Source organism: Planococcus circulans (assembly GCF_020023385.1).
In the GTDB taxonomy this organism is placed as follows: Bacteria; Bacillota; Bacilli; order Bacillales_A; family Planococcaceae; genus Planococcus.
In genome coordinates this window covers 373928-393878 of the sequence record NZ_JAIQCL010000001.1, presented here as the reverse complement: position 1 = coordinate 393878, position 19951 = coordinate 373928, and the positions used below count along the sequence as shown (strand labels likewise).

Genomic DNA, 19951 nt, shown 5'->3' with positions numbered 1-19951 from the left:
GGTATACAGTGTGAGTTCTATTGCTCAAAAAAAGGGCTTCGGCGCTACAATTTGGGACTTCATGACAACGGTCGACCATAAGAAAATCGCGATCCTTTATCTGATCTCTGGTGGTTTCTTCTTCCTTGTCGGTGGTCTTGAAGCGATGTTGATCCGTGTCCAGTTGGCTACAGCAGGAAATGATTTCCTAAGTGCCGGAACATATAATGAAATTATAACAATGCACGGTACTACCATGATATTCTTGGCAGCGATGCCGATTTTACTGGCTTTCATGAACGCCATCATGCCTTTGCAGATCGGCGCGCGTGATGTAGCCTTCCCATTCTTGAATTCACTTGGATTCTGGTTATTCTTCTTTGGTGGTATTTTCCTGAATCTTTCTTGGTTCATGGGCGGCGCACCGGATGCCGGTTGGACGAACTACGCTTCGTTGGCACTGGCATCTGAAGGACACGGAATCGACTTCTATTCACTGGGGTTGACGATATCCGGTTTTGGTACGTTGATCGCAGGGATTAACTTCCTGGTTACGATCATCAACATGCGTGCACCAGGCATGACGTATATGAGAATGCCATTGTTCACTTGGACAACTTTCGTTGCTTCCGCTTTGATCCTATTGGCATTCCCGCCACTTACAGTCGGACTTTTCTTCATGGTCTTTGACCGTATGTTCGGAGCAAGCTTCTTTGCAGTCGAAATGGGTGGTAACACGATCATCTGGGAGCATTTGTTCTGGATCTTCGGTCACCCTGAAGTTTATATTCTGATTTTGCCGGCTTTCGGTATCTTCTCCGAAATCTTTGCAATCTTCTCCCGTAAACGCCTTTTCGGATACACTGCACTTGTTTTTGCAACAATTCTTATCGGTTTCTACGGATTCATGGTTTGGGCTCACCACATGTTCACAGTCGGCTTAGGGCCAACAGCTAATGCTGTATTCGCTCTTGCGACAATGATCATTGCTGTCCCAACAGGAATCAAAATTTTCAACTGGTTGTTAACGATCTGGGGAGGGAATATTTCCTTCACAACTCCAATGATCTACGCTGTAGCTTTCATTCCGTCATTCGTTGCGGGTGGGGTTACAGGGGTAATGCAGGCGATTGCTCCTTTGGATTATCAATTGCATGATTCCTACTTTATCGTAGCTCACTTTCACTATGTAATCGTTGGTGGTGTTGTACTGGCAATTCTGGCAGGTACACATTTATACTGGCCGAAAATGTTCGGAACGATGCTTAGTGAAAAACTTGGTAAATGGACGTTCTGGTTCTTCTTCATCGGATTCCATTTAACTTTCTTCATCCAGCATTTCCTTGGCTTGATGGGTATGCCTCGCCGTGTTTACACGTTCGGAGCTGACCAAGGCTGGGATCTATTCAACGCAATCAGTTCAGCAGGTGCTGTATTGATGGCAATCGGCGTTATCATTCTTCTGGTAAACGTTGTCATGACTTCTATCAAAAATGAGCGTGTCGGCAACGATCCATGGGGCGACGGCCGTACATTGGAATGGGCAATTGCTTCTCCACCGCCATTCTATAACTTTGCTCAAACTCCATTAGTTCGTGGTCTTGATACATTCTGGATCGAAAAAATGGATGGCAACAAAAAAGGCATGATTTACGCTGAACCTCTTGGCGATATCCATATGCCGAATGGTTCCATCATTCCATTCGTAATTTCGCTTGGAATGTTCATTGCTTCATTCGGAGCACTGTACTTCCTCGATGGCGACAAGCCTTGGGCGTTGGCCGTCTTGATCATCGGATTAGTCATCACTTTCGGTTCGATGTTAGTGCGTTCATTGAAAGATGATTTAGGATTCCATATTACGAAAGCAGAATTACTTGAAGATGCGAAGGGAGGCAACACCGATGGACATTAATCAAAGATATACTCCTCAATCATGGCCGGAACATCCTGAGACGGCTACGATGGAAGGGAAAAATAAGTTTATTGGTTTCTGGTTGCTTCTTGCTGCGGAGACAGTAACATTTGCTTCGCTTTTCGCAACTTACCTTGCATTAAAAGATAAAGGACCGAGCGGCATGGAGTTTTCTGCCGCTGGACTTTTTGAACTGCCGCTGGTTTTTGCAATGACGATGATTCTTTTGACATCTTCATTGACAAGCGTTTACGCAATGTACCATATGAAAAACCATAATTTTAAAGCGATGCAAGCATGGCTAGGAATTACAGTCCTGCTTGGTGCAACTTTCCTAGGATTGGAGATTTATGAGTTTAATCATTATGTCCATTTAGGATTCGGTTATACAAACAGTGCTTTTAGTTCTGCGTTTTACACTTTAGTCGGAACGCACGGGGCTCACGTACTATTCGGCCTTAGCTGGTTTATCGCATTGATGCTTCGAAACGCTAAACGCGGTTTGAACATGTACAATGCACCAAAATTCTATCTTGCTTCGTTATACTGGCATTTTATTGACGTCGTATGGGTATTCATCTTTACTGTCGTCTATTTGATGGGAGTGATCGGATAATGGCACACGATACACATATTCATGTTAGATCGCAGGCAGAATTCGAATACGCGAAGAAAAAGAGAGCAGAAGAAATGCGCGGCCATTTAGCAACTTTTGCGATTATGATCTTTTTGACATTAGTTGCCTTTACGATGGTGGCTGCCGGATTCTCCGCTTACCTGATTGTTCCAATCATTCTTTTGTTGGCGGGCATTCAAGTTATTCTTCAACTTTACTATTTCATGCACATGAGCGGTAAAGGACACGGTATGGTTGCGTTCTTTATGTTCTGTGGCATGTTTGTAGCTTTCATCACAGTTCTTGCATTAGTGACAATTGTTTGGTGGTAGGCACATTCTAAAAGCCCTTACCTTTCGAGGTAAGGGCTTTTTCTATGGATAAGGATATACCCGCAACACGAAGAGGGAAATGCCTTAGGCTGTATTCTGAAGTGGATTTCATCTCTGGTGGAGAAGGGAAGGAAAAGCTTGCCGTCTGGCACTTTCATATTTCATATTGTTCATAGTTCGTTCATTGATATAGTTTGCAAGCCACTATATAATGAGGGTACTTGAAGAAAAGGAGGTCCCATTACATGCCGATCAGTATCTTCGGGTTTCAAGCTTTATGGAGTCCCGTTTACTTAGCAGTCCTCGTTTTGGTGACGATTCTATATTTTTTGGCTACTACAAAGTGGCGTGGAAAGTTTAAAGGAAATCAGCCGCTGACATTAAGAGAAGCTGCACTTTTTGTATCAGGCATTGTCCTGCTTTATATCATCAAAGGTTCACCTGTGGATTTATATGGGCATATCCTATTTACAATGCATATGGTCCAGATGGCGCTGTTGTTGCTGCTGATTCCACCGTTACTGATAATGGGTATCCCGACTTATATCTGGAGAGCATTTATCGATCTTCCAGTAGTTAAGCCTATATTCAACTTTTTGACTAAGCCGATGCTGGCATTGATCTTGTTTGGAATGGTCTTTTCGTTTTATCACATTCCAATGGTCTTTGATTTTGTCAAACAAGATGTATGGATTCATGGGGCAGTAAATATCGTCTTATTCACTTCGGCAATATTCTATTGGTGGCCAGTAGTCAATAATTTGGAAGGCATGCATAAATTTCATGGATTGAGTAAACTGGCGTACTTATTTGGATTGAGTGTTTTGATGACCCCTGCATGTGCATTGATCATCTTCAGCGGCACTCCTTTTTACGCGACATATACCGATGGTGAAGCATGGCTGCAGGCAATGGCATTGTGTGTGCCTGCCGGAACGCTTTCGCAATTGAATCTGTCGGGTCCTGAGTTATTCTCCACTATGTCAGCGATTGAAGATCAACGTACAGGTGGAATTACAATGAAAGTTCTTCAGGAGCTTGTTTTCACAGTATTTCTATGGCTGGTATTCTACGAATGGCTGCGTAATGAAACAGACAATGCTGACGAAATTACGGCTAAAGTATTGCAGGACCGTAAAGACATGGCCTATCACAGACATAATGCTTAACGCATCACAAAGGAGAATAATGTAAATGAATTTGCCGCTATTGCCGACTATCAGTACTTTTTTTATCGTATTAAGCGCAATTTTGGTGGCGATCGGCTGGAACCTGATCCGTCGCCGCAAAATTGAAGCTCATAAGAAAGTGATGGTGGGAGCTGGTGCTGCAGCACTGACTTTCTTCATCATTTATATGTCCCGCACTATTTTCGTCGGAAACACTGCTTTTGGTGGACCTGATGATCTAAAAATCTTCTATACGGTATTCTTGATCTTCCATATCACTTTGGCTACAACAGGCGGTGTTATGGGCTTGATCACGATATACTGGGGTTGGAAAAACCAATTGGCCAAACACCGTAAAATCGGACCGATTACAAGTGTGGTCTGGTTTTCAACTGCCATAACAGGCGTGATGGTCTATTTGCTGCTCTATGTGTTTTACGAAGGCGGCCATACAACTTCTGTATTTAAAGCCATTTTAGGCGGATAAAAAAAGGAACCCTCACGGGGTTCCTTTTTTATACTTTAAAATCAATTTTTATCATACCGGCTTCACGTGCTGATGTGAAGAGGATGACGATCAATGGGCCGATAAAGAATCCGAGAAAGCCGATCAGCTGCAGCCCGATGAACATAGCGATCAAGGTCGCTAGAGGCGATAGGCCGATCTGGGTCCCCATGACTTTCGGTTCCACTGTCCGCCGGATAATCAACAGGACAAGCGCCAGAATAGCCAGTTGGGTTCCTTGGACAATATCGCCTGTAATGAATTCATATACAAACCATGGTGTCAGAACGATAATCGATCCTAAAATTGGTATGAAATCAATAATCCATATCACCAGTGACATAACGAAGGCATATTCAGGGGTGATAAAGGCCAGTGAAACGAGCGAAACGATGAAGATGATGCAGCTTACCAGAAATTGTGCTTTCAGGAAACCAAAAATCACTTTGTTTAAACGTGCAAACATGAAACGGACTTTTTCGGCTGTTGAATCCTTTAAGCGCTTGAACAGCATGATTTTTAAATCAGGCAAATCCAGCATGAACAAAAACAGCGCGATCAAAAAGACGATGAAACTGACAAGAAAAGATGGGATGCCTGTCAAAAGATTGGAGACCGTATCGTAGTTGACGATCGTCAGCACCCAATTGCGTATGCCTTCCATAAATCCTGCTAATTCAGTTTCAAATGAAGAAACCACTTCGACCGGCATATCTTCTGTAGAACGGAAAAAGAACCGTTGAAACTCATCCCACATGGCCGACAAAGAATTGATGTATTCGGGGACCATTTTCGAAAACTGGATAATCTGTCCGATTAACTGGGTGACAATCCAGTAAAGCAACCCAGACACAACCAGCAGGAACAGGATGAATACTGAGATGACTGCCGATTTCCTGTGCCATTTGAACCTTTTATGTATAAAATTAACAAGTGGTTCTAAAAAAATAGCAGTGATCAAAGCGATGATCAATGGAATGGAAACGGGCAGTATGTATATCGAAATCAATATCAAGACCGCTATCACGACAGCGATCGTTACAGTTCTTTTCGTCAACCACTTCACTTGTTGAATCCTCCTTAGGAAGTTGAAATATTCATGGATCGGGTTTAAAAAACCGCAGTTCAATTACTGAACTGCGGGATTTTTATACGCTGATCTCGAAAGTCTGGATATCCTTTTTGATGGAGTCCAATAAGCCGATACACGTTTTAACCAAATGCTCCGGGAATTCTTCATCTTCACCATATTCAACACCATGCGGATAATAATGTTTGCCGAGTACTGGCTTCAAGACGCGCATAGTGGCATCGTTTGAATCAACATCTCCGTCTGTAGCATAAGCGAATACGCGCAAGTAGTAAGTACCTTCGCGAATGATGAATTTGCGGTCATAAGTGACACGCTCGTAATCCCATTGGCCTTCTTTAGTCAAGCCATGTTTGTTCATGATGCTTTCAAGTAATGCGACATCTACGTGAATGTTTTCAAGTCCTGTATTTTCAAAATACATAGGATCTCTCCTCCTCTATAACAAAAAAGACTACATGCTCCTTTAATAATAGATCATAATTTAAGTTGTTGCAATGGCTAGATTGTGTCAGTGTAGAGGCGACTGGTATAATAATGGAGATACAATAGCAAAGGGGCTGTTCGATTGAAAGACTTGCTTCGCATTATGATTTTTCTATCGATCGTTCTGATTGGATTATTTTATTTGGATCCTTCAATAAATGAAAATGATGTCTTGGAAGCGCCGCGGACCACCGATCCTTTGCCAAGCGAAGAAATTACGGATGAATCATTGGATATTGCCCGTCCTGCCACGGGAATTTCAAGCTATATAGGCAAAGCCAGCGAGCGATGGATTGAACAATTCGGAGAACCAGGAAGGATTGAACCTTCTGCCTTTGGATACGATTGGTGGGTCTATAACGACAGCTATGCCCACTTTACGATGGTGGGAGTAAAGGATGACAAAATCGTGCAGGTGTACACAGCAGGGACTGCGGTAGATGCCACTCCCTATAAAATAGGGCAATCACTGGATGAATTGTACCGTTTCACCATTCTCGAAAATGAAGTCACTGTCAAATATGGCGACAATTCGTATACATTCAATGTCACTGCTGAAGATATGGATAAACGCATCCTCGTTAAATTTGAGGGAGTCTATGCGCAATTGTATATTGATTCCATCGATAGGGCATTAGAAGCTGTCCGCTTTATGGATGCGGAAACCTTAGTGCGGCATCAGCCGTATGATATGATGTTCTCTGGTGAATTATTGCCGATCCAGACGCCATCTTCTACTATGCAGCAATCAATCGACGATGCTAACGCCAGACAGATTGTCGACTTAGTAAATGTTTATCGCCTGCATCATCAAACAAAGCCTTTGATCGCCGATCCTTTAGCAAACATGGTGGCAGAAACGAACAGTGAAGATATGGCCAAACAAAATTTCTCTTCCGAAGAACTGGAATTCAAAGATTTGCATGCCCGGCTGGAAGAAGGAAATATCGATTTTGAACAGGCTGCCGTCAATACAGCGGCCCGCTATTTTGACGCAGCAGAGACTGTACACGGCTGGACTAATTCAGATGTCCACCGTAAGACGCTGCTGAGTAATCAATACAATCAGACCGGTGTCGGGGTATTCGGAAAATACTATACACAGATCTTTCTAGAAACAAAGCCTGTTATTGCTCAGAAGCAATAACAGGCTTTGTTTTTTTAGGAACGATGAAAAAAGAACCGGTGGCAGTTGCTATGTGCTTTCCGTCTTCTTGATAGATATTTCCTTCCAGCACCATGGTGTGCCTGCCGCTGCGGATGATGCGCGCTTCCGCGTTGATCGTTTCGTCGTCTGCGACAGTCAGGTAATGGATGGTAAGATTGGTAGTGACAGCTCCGAATCCGGTTGGACATTTGCTGTTTGCAAGAGTGCCCATCGCTGTATCAAGGAGAACTGCAAGAATGCCGCCGTGGGGGATGTCGACATTGTTGTGGATGAACGGCGTATTCGGAATCGAAACAACCGAAGATTGTTCATCTGTAACACGTGTCATGTTCAGGCCGGCGCTTAAATAAGTGGCGAATTCGCCTTGTTGTTTTTTCTCAAAATTCGTCAGGTAATCTGTCAGGATCTTAAGGTCTTCAGTACTGGAGTTCTCCATAATGCGTGTAAATTGATCGGTTAAAGGGTTCATGCTGACAATCCTCTCAAGTCTATAGTGAAATTCAAAAATATCTGCTATGATTAAAAGCGTAAAGGAGGAAAATGCTATGATTATGACCTATGAATGGGCTGAAATAACTGACTTTGCAGATGAGTTAAGCCAAATGATCCTACAATCAGAGCAGGCTGACCTTTACCGGGCGGCTTATGACTCTGTCTATAACGATAAAAATCTCGCGGCTGAAATCCAAGCCTTCGCCAGATTAAAAGAACAATACGAAGAAGTACAGCGTTTTGGTAAATACCATCCGGAATATTCACGGGTGATGAAACAGATTCGCGTGGATAAACGCCGATTGGACCTGAATGAAAAAGTGGCCAATCTGCGTTTGGCTGAAAACGAGCTGCAGGATCTGATGGACCAAGTGAGCTTCATTATTGGAAGATCTGTATCGGAAGCAGTAAAAATTCCATCCACCAATCCATTTTTCTCATCGGAATCTTCCTGTGGGGGAAGCTGTGGTACTGGCGGCGGCTGTTCTTGTTCAGCTTAACCGTTTAAAATCAAACATTTCCATAAAAAAAGAGCAGCGCCCCGCGTTGCTCTTTTTTATGGCTACTCTTCTTCCATTTCTGAAATGACAGCTACAGCCAAATCAGGGCGATCGGTTATGATGCCTTTTGCACCTGCTCCGATTAAAGCGCGCATGGCTTCCGGTTCATCGATAATCCAATAATGGACCGGAATGTTCAAATTCTCAAGGAACGAGATAAAGCGGGGAGAATCCAAACGGAACACGGATGATTTAACGGGAATCTGAAAAACATCTGCGCGCGGCTGATAGAGATGGCCGAACTGGCTATTGTAGGATGTATAAGCTTTTCTGACCTCGTTTTCACCTGCTCCAATCGCTACCCGGTTTTGAGCATATAGATTGAAGCGGTCGATCTGTTCATCATAAAAAGAAGTTACTGCTACGCGGTCTTGTACACCCAGTGAATCAATTAAGCGCCACAGCTTTGAAGGCACTAAGCTTCCTTCGTATGTTTCAGGATCGTCTTTGATGTCGATGTTGATATACATCTGAGGAAATTTTTCAATCAGTTCACGCAGCAGTACCACTTTTTCGTTTTTGCCACGGTAGGAATGCTGACCGTCCGGATCGATGAAGTGGTAGCCGAGATCGAACGCCTTTAACTGATCAAGCGACATATCAGCTACTCTTCCCGCTCCGTCAGTTGTCCGATCAATGAATTCATCGTGAAAAACCAGGATCTCTTCATCGTTCGTCATCCGGATATCGATTTCAAAGCCGTGGACTCCAAGTTCAGCTGAACGGTTAAAGGCAGCCAATGTATTTTCAGGTGCCAGTTTGGCACCGCCACGATGTGCAAGAACAATCGGGCGTTCATAATTCAAGACTTCTTTAACAGGACGCTGCTGTGGATTTGCCAACGCTTTGGAACCTGCCCAAGCGGCAGCTCCGACAGCAGCGGCGGCAAAACCGATTTTTGTCTTTTTTCCCATACTCTGTTTGACCTCCCTGGAATTCTGTAATAAAAACAGTATAGCGAATTGTACGCTGTACTGACAGTTTTTCCTATTTAATGATCAGTGGCTTTTATAAGTGAGAAAAGCTGCCGGCGTTCTCAGCCTGTATCCTGCTTTTCTTCAGCAGCGGAGTAAGTTTTCCGCGTGGATAGGAGTTTCACTGTATTCGGTTGCGGCTTTTTTCTTTCCTATGGTATTCTAGAAACTAAGAAAAGAGGGATACTTATGCATGATCGCCAAGGCCTCATCGTCTATGTGCATCATTTAAAACAAGCTAAATCGCTGCGGAAGTTCGGGCACGTCCATTATATTTCCCGTAAATTGAAATATGTAGTCCTCTATATGGATCAGGATGCCATCGAAACGACCAAAACGAAGTTAAATAAATTACCTTATGTAAAACAGGTACTTGAATCCTACCGTCCATTCCTGAAAACTGAATATGAAAACGCCAAGCCTGATAAAGCTAAGGAATACGATTATAAAATCGGCCTTTGATTATTGCATTGGCGGAATATAATGATTTAGCCTTAATACTGAAATCAAGTGGCTATGGTAGAATTTCCGGTCCGCATACACGGTGGAGTGCTTGACCTCCATCTTGATGGGAGTAAATCCGATTTTGGCAACGGCTTGTTCAAAAATATCCAAACGCTTGGAATCGACTGGGATTCCTTCCCGGCACATATAGATGGGCATAAAGTTGCCTTCTGCAGCCGGTTTGAACGCAGCTGCCACCGACAAGACATCCTGGCCTTGTGGATTTTTGGAAATAAATACAAAGCCATGCATAAAGCGTTGTTGATTGCTTGTGATGAGTTCACGGAGCTCATAGATATCTCCGTACCCTTCTCCGAGTTCAATAAAACGTTGAATCATCGTTTCACGTCCTTTCCAGTCTTCATTTTACCATTATGCATGTAAATTGCATCAAGAAAATCATTTAAGTTAGAGGCGATAGTATGCGTGTTGTAGCAGGTTCAGTTAAAGGGATTCCATTGAAGGCGGTGCCTGGCAATTCGACCAGACCGACGACAGACAAAGTGAAGGAATCCATCTTCAATATGATCGGTCCATTTTTTGATGGCGGAGTTGCCTTGGATCTGTTTGCAGGAAGCGGCGGACTGGGCATTGAAGCTCTAAGCCGCGGCATTGACCAGGTCATTTTCACCGATAAGGATAAACGGGCTGTAGAAACGATTCAAGCAAATCTTGAAAAGACGCGCCTCGTTGACCAAGCGGAGGTCTACCGGGCAGATGCAGAACGTGCCGTAAAGGCAATAAAGAAAAATGGGGTACAAGCGAGATTGGTTTTTCTGGATCCTCCCTATCATATGAAAAAATCTTACGATCTGATGGATAAAGCGGGAGAATTGGAAATTGTCACGAAAGATGCGATTATAGTTTGTGAACATGATCGGGAAGTGAAGCTTCCGGATCGCACCAGGTATTTTGAGCGCTACAAGAAAGAGCTTTATGGAAGCACCATTATTTCAATTTATCGTTATCAAGGGGAAGAGGGAGAACGTATTGACTAAAATTGCTGTAGTTCCAGGGAGTTTTGACCCGATCACAATGGGGCATCTGGATATTATTAAACGGGCGTCCACTATTTTCGATGAAGTCAAAGTGGTCGTGATGAATAATTCTTCAAAAAACCCATTATTCGACGTCAATGAGCGAATGGATTTGATTTCGCAGGTGACGGAATCCATCCCGAATGTCAAAGTGGATTCGTTTTCAGGCTTGCTGATTGATTATTCAGTCGAAGTTCAAGCAAACGCTATCATTCGCGGCCTGCGTGCGGTAAGTGATTTTGAATATGAAATGCAGATCACATCGATGAACAGATTCCTAAATGAAGATATCGAAACTTTATTCATGGTATCCAACAACCAATATTCGTTTCTTAGCTCGAGCATCGTCAAAGAAGTGGCGAAATACAAAGGCAGCATTACGGGCCTGGTTCCTGAAGCAGTCGAAAAAGCCCTTCATTCAAAATTTCAATAAGTCACGAATTTCGTGGCTTTTTCTTATGTAAAACGTAAGTACCTTAAGATTTCAGCCGATGAAAGGAAGAACTGCATGAAAAATAAACGATTAGTTATTTTCGTCATTGTGATGGCGCTTGTAGTCTTTCTGTCCACTTATCAATTAGATGCCTATATCACGAGACCAGGCGGAGCCTATGAGCTGTCTCCGCTGGTTGAAGTGGTCGGCGGTGATGAAGACGATGAGGGCAGCCTCAGCCTGATGACGGTTTCCATGCTTACAGCGACTCCTGCTCTATATGTCTGGGCAAAAATCCAGGATGGCTATAAGGTCATGCCGCCGGAACAGGTCAGAAGCCCTCATGAAAGCGATGAAGAATACAATGTGCGCCAGCTGAAGCTGATGTCCGATTCCCAGGTGAATGCTTTGCAGATTGCGTTTGAGCAGGCGGAATTGCCTTACGAAATCAGCAATAACGGCGTTTTCGTTCTGAATGTACTCACCGGAGGGGCAGCAGATGGCATCTTGGCACCTGGTGACCGCGTTCTGGAAGTGGATGGCAATAATTTTACTGAAATGCAGGAATTCATCGATTACTTGAGTGACAAAGAAGCTGGGGAGACAGTGGAGGTGCTTTACGAGCGCAAGGATCGCGAAATCAGTACCGACATCGAATTGGCTCTTTTGCCTACGGATCCTGAGCGGGTCGGCCTGGGGATATCCTTTGTGGAAGACAAGAGCATTGAAACGACACCTGAAGTGGAAATCGATTCCGACACGATAGGCGGTCCATCAGCCGGTCTGATGTTCACGCTCGAAATCCTTAATCAGTTAGTGGACGAAGATATTACGAAAGGTTATCACGTCGCTGGCACCGGTACCATGGAAAGTGATGGTTCTGTCGGAAGAATAGGAGGCATCGACCAAAAAATCATGGCCGCCGATTCCGCGGACATCGACATCTTCTTTGCACCGAATGCCCCGGTAGAGGGAGGGGGAGACAGCAATTATACAATAGCTGTTGAAACCGCAGAAAAAATCGGGACATCGATGGAGATCGTTCCCGTCGACACCATTGAAGATGCACTTGCTTTTCTGGAAGAGCTTCAGCCCCGGTAAATCGGAGGGGTTGTAAATTCTTTTTTCAAATCAGCAGATCCCATTCCCTGCAAATACATGGCAGTGGCATGAATATCAAGTTTCCCCATCTCATCATGCAGCTCGGCTGCACGGCTGACCAAGGGAAGCTTGATGTTTTTTTTTGTTTCGTTTAAATAGCTTCTGCCTGCAGCTGACATCCCCAGAAGCCTGATGTAGCCCGGAGATTCAAATGAACGCAGCAGCTGCCAGGTAAAGCCTGTATAAATATGCGTCAGCATCCGTTGAATCCGCGTCCGTGTAAAACGCTTGGATTTGACGAGTGAAATGAAGGATTCAAAGTCATTCGCTGTTTTCGCTGACTGATAGATCAAGTTTTCGATGCCTTCGGTTATTTCGGCGAAATGTTTTAGGTTATCGGGACCTTCCCGCAAAACCGTAAAACGCAGCAGAGGATAAAACTGCTCCCAACTGCCGAAGGTGCCATATTCCTGTTCCATGTTCTTTAGTGACTGGATTGAACTTTCCGGCATATAGGATGACAGCTCATCGACTGACTCACCCTTAAAGAAAGCTTCGCGTATTCCGGTAGCACTGGCAATCGGCAGTCCTGCTCTGATCGGGTCATGGTAATTAGCGCCGATGCGCTGAATCGTCAGCGGCTTCATCGAAGACCCCAACTTTTGAGCGGCCTCCAAATAATGAAACCCTAAAATATTATTCGGTTGTGTCAGATCGGCAAACCCTGCCCCGCTGCCGGTCAGGGAAAGATAGGCATTGTTGAGGGCTTTTGGATAGCTGATGCCGGTTTGGACAGCCTCGTGGATGAGGTGCTGGTATTCAGCACTGCGCTCAGTCAGTAGTTGTCGGGATTTCAGGAAAGGGGCAATTGACCCCTGCTCACTGCCGAAACAAAAAGAGGAACAGCCGATTGCGTCAAGCAGCGCAATGCCTCCTTTGGCGAAATCGGAGGCCTGCGCCGTGGCATATACGTATGGCAGTTCAATCACCAGATCGATTCCTGCATCCAGCGCCATTTGTGTCCGCGTCCACTTATCTGCAAACGCCGGTTCCCCGCGCTGCAGAAACTGTCCGCTCATGACCGCTACGACAAGGTCTGCACCCGATTCTGCGCGCGCTTGCTGCGCATGATGCAGATGGCCATTATGGAAAGGGTTGTATTCAACAATAACTCCTACAGCTTTCAATCTGCTCACCTCTTTGGTAGAATTAACTTTAGTATACCGATGTTTGAAATAGAGTGACAAGATTTTTTCTTGACATCTTTTTCTGTGCATTATATAATCAACTTTGTTGTCTTGAGGTGATTACTTATGAAAATAGCGATTCAACAGCTTCAAAAGCATCGCAGAGACGGACTGCCAATTGACCAAATTGTTCATTTGGATGCAGTGAAATCACGGAATAGCGATATTCGGGAAATTTCACCTGTACATGTCACTGGACATTGCACGATTGGTTCGCAACAATTAACGTGCCAACTCCATCTCGAAGGTATGCTCACGCTGCCTTGTGCCAGAACTTGGGAGGATGTTGAGTTTCCGATTAACGTCGACTCGATTGAAGTCTTTGATTGGTCTGAAGAGGCCGGAGAAGACAAGCTTAGTGATGTTCACGCAGTAGAGACGGAGATCATTGATCTTCAGCCGATACTGGAAGAACTAGTTTTGCTGCAGATACCGATACAGGTGTTTAAGGAAGACGCTGATCAGACTGTCATCAAAGGCGGGAATGATTGGTCGTATTCAACAGACGAAGAGTATGAGGCCGAGAAAGAAGCGGCACCACCAAAACCGGATCCAAGACTTGCTGATTTAGCAAAGTATTTTGATCAGTCAGATGAATAGAATTAGTGTAAGGAGGTGTCACCAATGGCTGTACCAGCTAGAAGAACGTCCAAAACCGCTAAAAGAAAGCGCCGTACACATTTTAAATTGTCAGTGCCGGGCATGGTAATTTGCCCAAGCTGTGGCGAAAGTAAATTGGCTCACCACGTCTGCAAAGCATGTGGATCATACAAAGGGAAAGAAGTAGTAGCAAGCAAATAAAACAGTATTTGCTGCTGAAAGGCTATTGAGAGGCCATGGCTCTCGATAGCCTTTTTCTCTATACATAAGCAAGTGGCGACGGTATCGCCAGCAGGAAAAATGGCAGAAGAGAGGGATTCTATTGTCTTATACGATCAACCTTAAGGATGGCATCATGACGTTCACCATCGACCGACCGCATATCCGCAACGCCATCAATGAGGAAGTGACAGCAGGGCTTGAGGAACTGGCGGTAAAAGCGCAGCAGCCCTCGGTTCAGACAGTCATCATCACAGCATCCGGCAAACAGGCTTTTTGTTCAGGCGGCGATCTTTCGGTGTTTCATGCCTTGCGAACAGAAGAACAGTCCTATGGCATGCTGAAACGCATGAGCAATGTGCTGTATTCGATCAAAACGCTGCCTGTACCGGTTGTTGCGGTGGTTAATGGCGCAGCTGTCGGTGGCGGCTGTGAAATCGCTACAGCGTGCGATTACAGGCTTGTATGGGATCATGCGAAATGCGGCTTCATTCAAGGCACCCTCGCCATTACCAGCGGATGGGGCGGCGGCACTTACCTGATGGAAACTTTGCAGCATGATAAAGCGTTGAAAATGCTCAGTGAAGCCAGAGTCTATACCGCAGCTGAATTGCGGGAAATCGGCTGGGCATCATCGGTCATTCAGGAAGACCGGGACATCGACTCCTTTTTCAGCTCCATGAAAAAAGTCCATCCGGATGTCCATCGTGCCTATAAGGAAATGGCCATCCGTAAATGGCGCAAGACCGACCTGCAGGAGCGCGTCGAACAGGAAGTCAGAAGATGCGCCGTTCTATGGGAGAGAGACGCCCATCACGAAGCAGTCGACAACTTCCTCAATAAAACGAAGAAATAAAATCCCTTTTAGAAGGGATTTCTTTTTTGTTTTAATGGAATTCTGCAGTTCATTCTACTTTGAAAGAAATATTTCAACGAATAGTTGAAATCGCTTACAAAATTCGTATATGCTATAGAAGGGAGAAAACATAGGGGGTATTTCAAATATGAAGAAAATCCTGATTGCGAATCGAGGAGAGATCGCGCGCCGAATCATTCGGACATGCGACCGCCTCGGAATCGAAACGGTCGCCATCCACTCCGAGGCAGATGGGGATCTGCCTTACGTCAGTGAAGCGACTGAAGCTGTATTGATCGGTCCGAATCCGGTCGTACAGTCTTACCTGCAAATTGAAAAAATTATTGAAGAAGCCAAAAAACACGGTGCGGATGCGATCCATCCCGGATATGGCCTGTTATCGGAAAATGCGGATTTTGCACGCAAAGTGGCGGAAGCCGGAATGGTTTTTATCGGACCATCAAGTGACATCATTGAAAAAATGGGTGATAAAATCGAGTCCCGAAGAACCATGATCCAGGCTGGGGTGCCAGTGGTTCCCGGTACTGAAGAAGGTGTGTCGACGCTGGAAGAAGCACTTCTGGAAGCCGAAAAGATCGGTTATCCACTTATGCTGAAAGCCAGTGCAGGCGGTGGGGGAATCGGTATGGTCCGTTGTGAAAGTGAGCAAGCGCTCACTCAGCAGTTTGTCTCGGTCAAAAATCGGGCCAAAGCCTATTTTGGTGATGATGTCGTTTATCTTGAGAAATTTATCGCAGATGCCCGCCACATTGAAGTCCAGATTTTCGGTGATCATCACGGCAATCTCGTCCATTTGTATGAACGGAATTGTTCGGTTCAGCGGCGCAACCAGAAAGTGATTGAAGAATCACCTTCGCCGCACCTGCCGCAGGATGTGCGTGAGCGCCTTTGCGAAGCCGCACTTAAGGCTGGCAGAGCGGTTGATTATACGAATGCTGGAACGGTGGAATTTATCGTCGATCCGAAAAACGAATTTTATTTCCTGGAAATGAATACGCGTTTGCAGGTGGAGCATCCTGTCACCGAAGAAGTGACTGGACTTGACCTGGTCGAATGGCAGCTTACTGTAGCTGATGGAGGCAAACTGCCTTCTCAAGACAGTATCGGAACCAAAGGCCATGCAATCGAATACCGTGTATACGCAGAAGATCCAAAAACGTTTTTCCCTTCTCCAGGGAAACTCGAAAAGCTTCAATGGGGAGAGGGCGCGCGTATTGAAACTGGTTACGAAGAAGGCAACCGAGTGACGCCTTTCTATGACCCGATGATTTCTAAGATCATCATTCACGGAACGGACCGAGTTGACGCATTGGCCAAATCACAGACTTTTTTCAATCATGTTACAATTAATGGTGTAAAAACCAATATTCCGTTATTTAAGGAATTTATTAGGTCAGAAGAATTTATTTCTGGTGATTATGCGACAGCAGTATTGCCGCAATGGATGGAAAAAACAAAGGAGGAACACACATTATGAAAGAATTGAAAGCGTCTATGGCAGGAACAGTATTGAATGTATTGGCAGCAGAAGGGGAAGCAGTATCTGCGGGACAGGCTGTTCTGACAATCGAATCAATGAAGATGGAAATTCCGATTGAAGCTGAATTTGGCGGCAAAGTGGAAAAAATCCATGTGGAAGTTGGCGGTTTCGTCAACGAAGGCGACCTACTGTTAACTGTCGGCGAATAAACGATCTCAAGCAAAGGGGACAGTGAAATGACAAAAACGACTGAAACAACGGGCTACAATGAACGTTTGGAACAAAAGCTGGCGAAGATTTTTGCTGGGGGGCAGCAAAAATATCACGAAAAAATGAAAGAAAGCAATAAATTATTTGTCCGTGACCGGCTGAAATTATTATTTGACGATGAACATTATGCGGAAGATGGACGCTTTGCCAATGTAGAGGCAGAAGATCTGCCCGCTGATGGCGTTGTTACAGCCATTGGCAAAGTCAACGGGGAAACTGTTTGTGTAATGGCCAATGATTCTACGGTCAAAGCGGGATCGTGGGGTTCACGTACCGTTGAAAAGATCATCCGCATTCAGGAAACCGCTGAAAAAATGCAGGTGCCGATGCTGTACCTGGTGGATTCTGCCGGAGCCCGAATTACGGATCAGCTGGATATGTTCCCGAATCGGCGCGGAGCAGGGAAAATATTCCACAACCAGGTAAGAATGTCTGGGATGGTGCCGCAAGTTTGCCTATTGTTCGGTCCATCCGCTGCAGGCGGCGCTTATATTCCTGCTTTCTGTGACATCGTCATCATGGTTGATGGCAATGCCTCAATGTATCTTGGATCGCCGCGTATGGCGGAAAAGGTCATCGGTGAAAAAGTGACGCTTGAAGAGATGGGCGGAGCCCGCATGCATTGCACCGTCAGCGGTGTTGGTGACGTGCTGGTTGCGACAGAAGAAGAAGCCATTTCTGAAGCGCGCCGCTATCTGCAGAATTTCCCGGCCAACTTTGCCATCAAGCCTGAAAAGATAGAGGCAAAAGCGGCGAAGGCTGGACGGTCACTGGAAGCAATCATTCCTGAAAACCAGAATGCGCCTTTTGATATGTATGAACTGATCGATCAGTTGGTCGACGAAGGCAGCTTCTTTGATATTAAAAAGCTGTTCGCTGGAGAATTGATTACAGGAATTGCCCGCATCGACGGTCAAGTGGTCGGCATTCTTGCCAACCAGCCGAAAGTCAAAGGCGGAGTTTTGTTCGGTGATTCAGCTGATAAAGGAGCGAAATTCATCAATCTTTGCGACGCTTTCTCAATTCCGCTGCTGTTCCTTGCTGATGTACCAGGCTTTATGATCGGCACAAAAGTTGAACGTGCGGGCATTATCCGCCATGGTGCGAAGTTTATCGCAGCCATGAGTTCAGCGACAGTGCCGAAAATCTCTGTTATTGTCCGCAAGGCTTATGGAGCCGGCCTCTATGCAATGGCGGGCCCGGCGTTTGAACCGGATGTCTGCATTGCTTTGCCGACAGCGCAAATCGCGGTGATGGGTCCTGAAGCAGCAGTCAATGCTGTTTACTCCAATAAAATCGAAGCAATTGAAGACCCGAAAGAACGTCTTCAGTATGTTCAGCAAAAGCATCAGGAATACAAAGAAGAAATCGATATTTACCGTCTGGCATCCGAATTGATCATTGATGAAATTGTGGCTCCTCATCAATTGCGTTCAGTGCTTTCCCAGCGTCTATCTTTTTATGAAACAAAAGATTTGCCGTTGCCATATCGAAAACATCCGATTTATCCTGTATAATAAAGATTATTATTGGAAGTCTGCCTAATATGGGCAGGCTTCTTTTTTAAGAAAAAATTGTGGCACTGTAAGGAGTGATTCCGTGAAATATGCAATTATCGGAGCTGGAGCGAGTGGACTGCTGCCAGCCTATCTATTGAAAAAAGCTGGCCATGATGTACAAGTGATCGCACAGCATGAAGAACAAGCCGCATTGATCAACAAGCAGGGAATCATACATGGGGAAAACCGCCAGCCAGTCGAAGCCTATACGGATGTGGAGCAGATTGATCCCGATGCTGTTATTATTCTGACGGTGAATTACGAAGACCTGCAGCCAATTTTAAGGCTCTTGAAGATCCGCTGCGCAAGCAATAGGATCATTTTCCTTCAGCAAGGCATGTTGTTTTTGGAAAAAGCAAGGACTCTATCGCATCGCCATATTGCAGCCGCCATACTGGAAACAGATTGCGTCAAGCTAAGTGATGTTGAAATCAGTTTCAACAAAGCAGCGCGGCTCACATTCGGATTAGTGAAAGGACATGCAGAAGAATTCCTGCCGGTTCTTGAAACTTCTGCCTGGCAGAGCGAGTGGGTGGATACTATTGAAGAATCGCTTTTTGAACAGTTGTTGTACAACAGCCTGATCGATCCGCTGACGGCAATCATGAAGATATGCAACGGCGAACTGATCACCAATCCGCACGCCTATGAATTATTCAGGAACCTATACAGTGAAATTTATTTGGCTTTCCCTGAAATTGAGTGGCTGCAGCCGATTGAAAAAGTGGCAACGTTATGCGCCGCTGAACCTGAAAGAGTTTCTGCCATGCTGGCTGATCGACTCGCGGGCGATGCGATGGAAGTTGAAGGCCTGATGCTTTATGTGTTGAACCGTTCAAAGCTTGAATTGCCTTTGTTTAAAGCTTTTTATCACCTTCTGAAAACTGTTGAGGTAGGAAAATGACGATATTACATACAATTGGAACCGTCTTCCTTTACGTCCCTTTTCTGCTGTTTGCTTTTATCTATTTCATCTCATTGAAAAGAAAAAAACGGAAAGCGCTTGGTGTTGCATCGGATGTCACCACCTTTTTATTGTTCTTTTCCGTACCGGCTTCCGTTGAGTTCCTGTGGGGCTATTCCATTACGGCATCTATTTATTTTGTTGCCCTTGTCCTGGCAATTGTTCTGTTGGTCATCGAATGGAGAACAGCCAAAGAAATTGAAATCATCCCGTTTTTCCGGAAATTATGGAGAACCTACTTTTTGCTGTTAGCCTCCGTTTATGCTCTTGTGTGGCTGGTCGGCCTTGTGATTGTTATCATAAAATCATTTTAGCAGGCGTATTTTTTTTCTTTGAGTGATGCGTTTGATATAGTAGATTTTAAATGTAAAGGG

25 protein-coding genes are annotated in these 19951 nt (G+C 45.0%); 19 read left to right on the top strand and 6 right to left on the bottom strand.

The genetic code is table 11. The features are described 5' to 3' along the window. The first annotated feature begins 10 nt into the window (after positions 1–10). The 5 genes from K8U60_RS02040 to K8U60_RS02020 all read left to right on the top strand — a co-directional run bounded on the left by K8U60_RS02040 (position 11) and on the right by K8U60_RS02020 (position 4498). A complete protein-coding gene (locus K8U60_RS02040; RefSeq protein WP_223633576.1) occupies positions 11–1894 on the top strand; it encodes a cytochrome c oxidase subunit I in 1884 nt (627 codons plus the stop codon). Beyond that, complete coding sequence (locus K8U60_RS02035) at positions 1884–2510, top strand: cytochrome (ubi)quinol oxidase subunit III (RefSeq protein ID WP_146556494.1); 627 nt, start codon at positions 1884–1886, stop codon at positions 2508–2510. Before K8U60_RS02040 ends, K8U60_RS02035 begins: the two co-directional genes overlap by 11 nt. Continuing rightward, positions 2510–2842: a cytochrome c oxidase subunit IVB gene (gene ctaF, locus K8U60_RS02030; RefSeq protein WP_223633573.1), complete on the top strand. Its 333-nt coding sequence runs from the start codon at positions 2510–2512 to the stop codon at positions 2840–2842. The genes K8U60_RS02035 and ctaF overlap by 1 nt, the downstream gene beginning before the upstream one ends. A gap of 245 nt (positions 2843–3087) precedes the next feature. Further along, positions 3088–4011: a cytochrome c oxidase assembly factor CtaG gene (ctaG, locus tag K8U60_RS02025; RefSeq protein ID WP_223633570.1), complete on the top strand. Its 924-nt coding sequence runs from the start codon at positions 3088–3090 to the stop codon at positions 4009–4011. Between the two features lie 25 nt (positions 4012–4036). After that, entirely contained in the window at positions 4037–4498 is a 462-nt protein-coding gene (locus K8U60_RS02020) for a DUF420 domain-containing protein (RefSeq protein WP_223633567.1), read from the top strand. A gap of 28 nt (positions 4499–4526) precedes the next feature. Here the strand turns inward: K8U60_RS02020 and ytvI are convergent, their stop codons facing one another. Continuing rightward, the gene (ytvI, locus tag K8U60_RS02015; RefSeq protein WP_223633563.1) at positions 4527–5582 is read right to left on the bottom strand and encodes a sporulation integral membrane protein YtvI; all 1056 of its coding nucleotides are present in this window, start codon (positions 5580–5582) and stop codon (positions 4527–4529) included. Between the two features lie 82 nt (positions 5583–5664). After that, entirely contained in the window at positions 5665–6030 is a 366-nt protein-coding gene (locus tag K8U60_RS02010) for a YugN family protein (RefSeq protein WP_223633560.1), read from the bottom strand. A 144-nt stretch (positions 6031–6174) separates the two neighbouring features. On the opposite strand from K8U60_RS02010, the gene K8U60_RS02005 reads away from it, so the two are divergent. After that, the gene (locus K8U60_RS02005; RefSeq protein ID WP_223633557.1) at positions 6175–7239 is read left to right on the top strand and encodes a CAP domain-containing protein; all 1065 of its coding nucleotides are present in this window, start codon (positions 6175–6177) and stop codon (positions 7237–7239) included. On the opposite strand, the gene K8U60_RS02000 is transcribed toward K8U60_RS02005, so the two are convergent. After that, positions 7220–7729 carry a PaaI family thioesterase gene (locus K8U60_RS02000; RefSeq protein WP_223633554.1) on the bottom strand — a complete coding sequence of 170 codons (510 nt, stop codon included), beginning with the start codon at positions 7727–7729 and terminating at the stop codon, positions 7220–7222. The two genes, K8U60_RS02005 and K8U60_RS02000, sit on opposite strands and share 20 nt — an antisense overlap. Positions 7730–7805: 76 nt before the next feature. On the opposite strand from K8U60_RS02000, the gene K8U60_RS01995 reads away from it, so the two are divergent. Beyond that, positions 7806–8252 (top strand): YlbF/YmcA family competence regulator, encoded by a 447-nt coding sequence (locus K8U60_RS01995; RefSeq protein ID WP_223633552.1) that lies wholly within the window; start codon positions 7806–7808, stop codon positions 8250–8252. Between the two features lie 62 nt (positions 8253–8314). Here the strand turns inward: K8U60_RS01995 and K8U60_RS01990 are convergent, their stop codons facing one another. Beyond that, on the bottom strand, positions 8315–9226 hold the full coding sequence (locus K8U60_RS01990; protein ID WP_223633532.1) for a glycerophosphodiester phosphodiesterase: 912 nt from the start codon (positions 9224–9226) through the stop codon (positions 8315–8317). A 249-nt stretch (positions 9227–9475) separates the two neighbouring features. Here K8U60_RS01990 and K8U60_RS01985 point away from each other — a divergent pair, with 249 nt between their 5' ends. Continuing rightward, complete coding sequence (locus K8U60_RS01985; protein WP_223633528.1) at positions 9476–9748, top strand: YlbG family protein; 273 nt, start codon at positions 9476–9478, stop codon at positions 9746–9748. Here the strand turns inward: K8U60_RS01985 and K8U60_RS01980 are convergent, their stop codons facing one another. Then, positions 9749–10129: a DUF7147 family protein gene (locus K8U60_RS01980; RefSeq protein ID WP_223633525.1), complete on the bottom strand. Its 381-nt coding sequence runs from the start codon at positions 10127–10129 to the stop codon at positions 9749–9751. Between the two features lie 83 nt (positions 10130–10212). Here K8U60_RS01980 and rsmD point away from each other — a divergent pair, with 83 nt between their 5' ends. The 3 genes from rsmD (at position 10213) to K8U60_RS01965 (ending at position 12361) form a co-directional block, all read left to right on the top strand. Further along, positions 10213–10788: a 16S rRNA (guanine(966)-N(2))-methyltransferase RsmD gene (rsmD, locus tag K8U60_RS01975; RefSeq protein WP_223633522.1), complete on the top strand. Its 576-nt coding sequence runs from the start codon at positions 10213–10215 to the stop codon at positions 10786–10788. Then, entirely contained in the window at positions 10781–11260 is a 480-nt protein-coding gene (gene coaD / locus K8U60_RS01970) for a pantetheine-phosphate adenylyltransferase (RefSeq protein ID WP_223633509.1), read from the top strand. The genes rsmD and coaD overlap by 8 nt, the downstream gene beginning before the upstream one ends. A gap of 75 nt (positions 11261–11335) precedes the next feature. After that, the gene (locus tag K8U60_RS01965; protein ID WP_223633506.1) at positions 11336–12361 is read left to right on the top strand and encodes a SepM family pheromone-processing serine protease; all 1026 of its coding nucleotides are present in this window, start codon (positions 11336–11338) and stop codon (positions 12359–12361) included. On the opposite strand, the gene K8U60_RS01960 is transcribed toward K8U60_RS01965, so the two are convergent. Continuing rightward, a complete protein-coding gene (locus tag K8U60_RS01960) occupies positions 12349–13548 on the bottom strand; it encodes a nucleotidyltransferase (protein ID WP_223633503.1) in 1200 nt (399 codons plus the stop codon). The genes K8U60_RS01965 and K8U60_RS01960 overlap by 13 nt on opposite strands. Positions 13549–13674: 126 nt before the next feature. Between K8U60_RS01960 and K8U60_RS01955 the strand changes: the two genes are divergently transcribed. From K8U60_RS01955 to K8U60_RS01920, 8 genes are all read left to right on the top strand, one after another. Next, entirely contained in the window at positions 13675–14208 is a 534-nt protein-coding gene (locus K8U60_RS01955) for a YceD family protein (RefSeq protein WP_223633500.1), read from the top strand. Between the two features lie 24 nt (positions 14209–14232). Continuing rightward, a complete protein-coding gene (rpmF, locus tag K8U60_RS01950; protein ID WP_006828847.1) occupies positions 14233–14409 on the top strand; it encodes a 50S ribosomal protein L32 in 177 nt (58 codons plus the stop codon). Between the two features lie 121 nt (positions 14410–14530). After that, the gene (locus K8U60_RS01945) at positions 14531–15283 is read left to right on the top strand and encodes an enoyl-CoA hydratase/isomerase family protein (RefSeq protein WP_223633498.1); all 753 of its coding nucleotides are present in this window, start codon (positions 14531–14533) and stop codon (positions 15281–15283) included. 148 nt (positions 15284–15431) lie between these two features. After that, positions 15432–16781: an acetyl-CoA carboxylase biotin carboxylase subunit gene (locus tag K8U60_RS01940; protein WP_223633495.1), complete on the top strand. Its 1350-nt coding sequence runs from the start codon at positions 15432–15434 to the stop codon at positions 16779–16781. Next, positions 16778–16993 (top strand): biotin/lipoyl-containing protein, encoded by a 216-nt coding sequence (locus K8U60_RS01935; RefSeq protein ID WP_223633493.1) that lies wholly within the window; start codon positions 16778–16780, stop codon positions 16991–16993. The genes K8U60_RS01940 and K8U60_RS01935 overlap by 4 nt, the downstream gene beginning before the upstream one ends. 27 nt (positions 16994–17020) lie before the next feature. After that, positions 17021–18571 (top strand): acyl-CoA carboxylase subunit beta, encoded by a 1551-nt coding sequence (locus K8U60_RS01930; RefSeq protein WP_223633484.1) that lies wholly within the window; start codon positions 17021–17023, stop codon positions 18569–18571. A gap of 82 nt (positions 18572–18653) precedes the next feature. Beyond that, positions 18654–19517: a ketopantoate reductase family protein gene (locus K8U60_RS19090; protein ID WP_223633481.1), complete on the top strand. Its 864-nt coding sequence runs from the start codon at positions 18654–18656 to the stop codon at positions 19515–19517. Next, positions 19514–19891 carry a DUF3397 family protein gene (locus K8U60_RS01920; RefSeq protein WP_223633476.1) on the top strand — a complete coding sequence of 126 codons (378 nt, stop codon included), beginning with the start codon at positions 19514–19516 and terminating at the stop codon, positions 19889–19891. Before K8U60_RS19090 ends, K8U60_RS01920 begins: the two co-directional genes overlap by 4 nt. Positions 19892–19951 lie beyond the last annotated feature (60 nt).

What these genes read in the sequence shown, in the direction of transcription:
- K8U60_RS02035 (WP_146556494.1), top strand. Translation starts at nt 1,884, where the DNA reads ATGGACATTAATCAAAGATATACTCCTCAATCATGGCCGGAACATCCT.
- ctaF (WP_223633573.1), top strand. Translation starts at nt 2,510, where the DNA reads ATGGCACACGATACACATATTCATGTTAGATCGCAGGCAGAATTCGAA.
- ctaG (WP_223633570.1), top strand. Translation starts at nt 3,088, where the DNA reads ATGCCGATCAGTATCTTCGGGTTTCAAGCTTTATGGAGTCCCGTTTAC.
- K8U60_RS02020 (WP_223633567.1), top strand. Translation starts at nt 4,037, where the DNA reads ATGAATTTGCCGCTATTGCCGACTATCAGTACTTTTTTTATCGTATTA.
- K8U60_RS02010 (WP_223633560.1), bottom strand. Translation starts at nt 6,030, where the DNA reads ATGTATTTTGAAAATACAGGACTTGAAAACATTCACGTAGATGTCGCA.
- K8U60_RS02000 (WP_223633554.1), bottom strand. Translation starts at nt 7,729, where the DNA reads ATGAACCCTTTAACCGATCAATTTACACGCATTATGGAGAACTCCAGT.
- K8U60_RS01995 (WP_223633552.1), top strand. Translation starts at nt 7,806, where the DNA reads ATGATTATGACCTATGAATGGGCTGAAATAACTGACTTTGCAGATGAG.
- K8U60_RS01990 (WP_223633532.1), bottom strand. Translation starts at nt 9,226, where the DNA reads ATGGGAAAAAAGACAAAAATCGGTTTTGCCGCCGCTGCTGTCGGAGCT.
- K8U60_RS01985 (WP_223633528.1), top strand. Translation starts at nt 9,476, where the DNA reads ATGCATGATCGCCAAGGCCTCATCGTCTATGTGCATCATTTAAAACAA.
- K8U60_RS01980 (WP_223633525.1), bottom strand. Translation starts at nt 10,129, where the DNA reads ATGATTCAACGTTTTATTGAACTCGGAGAAGGGTACGGAGATATCTAT.
- rsmD (WP_223633522.1), top strand. Translation starts at nt 10,213, where the DNA reads ATGCGTGTTGTAGCAGGTTCAGTTAAAGGGATTCCATTGAAGGCGGTG.
- K8U60_RS01965 (WP_223633506.1), top strand. Translation starts at nt 11,336, where the DNA reads ATGAAAAATAAACGATTAGTTATTTTCGTCATTGTGATGGCGCTTGTA.
- K8U60_RS01955 (WP_223633500.1), top strand. Translation starts at nt 13,675, where the DNA reads ATGAAAATAGCGATTCAACAGCTTCAAAAGCATCGCAGAGACGGACTG.
- rpmF (WP_006828847.1), top strand. Translation starts at nt 14,233, where the DNA reads ATGGCTGTACCAGCTAGAAGAACGTCCAAAACCGCTAAAAGAAAGCGC.
- K8U60_RS01940 (WP_223633495.1), top strand. Translation starts at nt 15,432, where the DNA reads ATGAAGAAAATCCTGATTGCGAATCGAGGAGAGATCGCGCGCCGAATC.
- K8U60_RS01935 (WP_223633493.1), top strand. Translation starts at nt 16,778, where the DNA reads ATGAAAGAATTGAAAGCGTCTATGGCAGGAACAGTATTGAATGTATTG.
- K8U60_RS01930 (WP_223633484.1), top strand. Translation starts at nt 17,021, where the DNA reads ATGACAAAAACGACTGAAACAACGGGCTACAATGAACGTTTGGAACAA.
- K8U60_RS01920 (WP_223633476.1), top strand. Translation starts at nt 19,514, where the DNA reads ATGACGATATTACATACAATTGGAACCGTCTTCCTTTACGTCCCTTTT.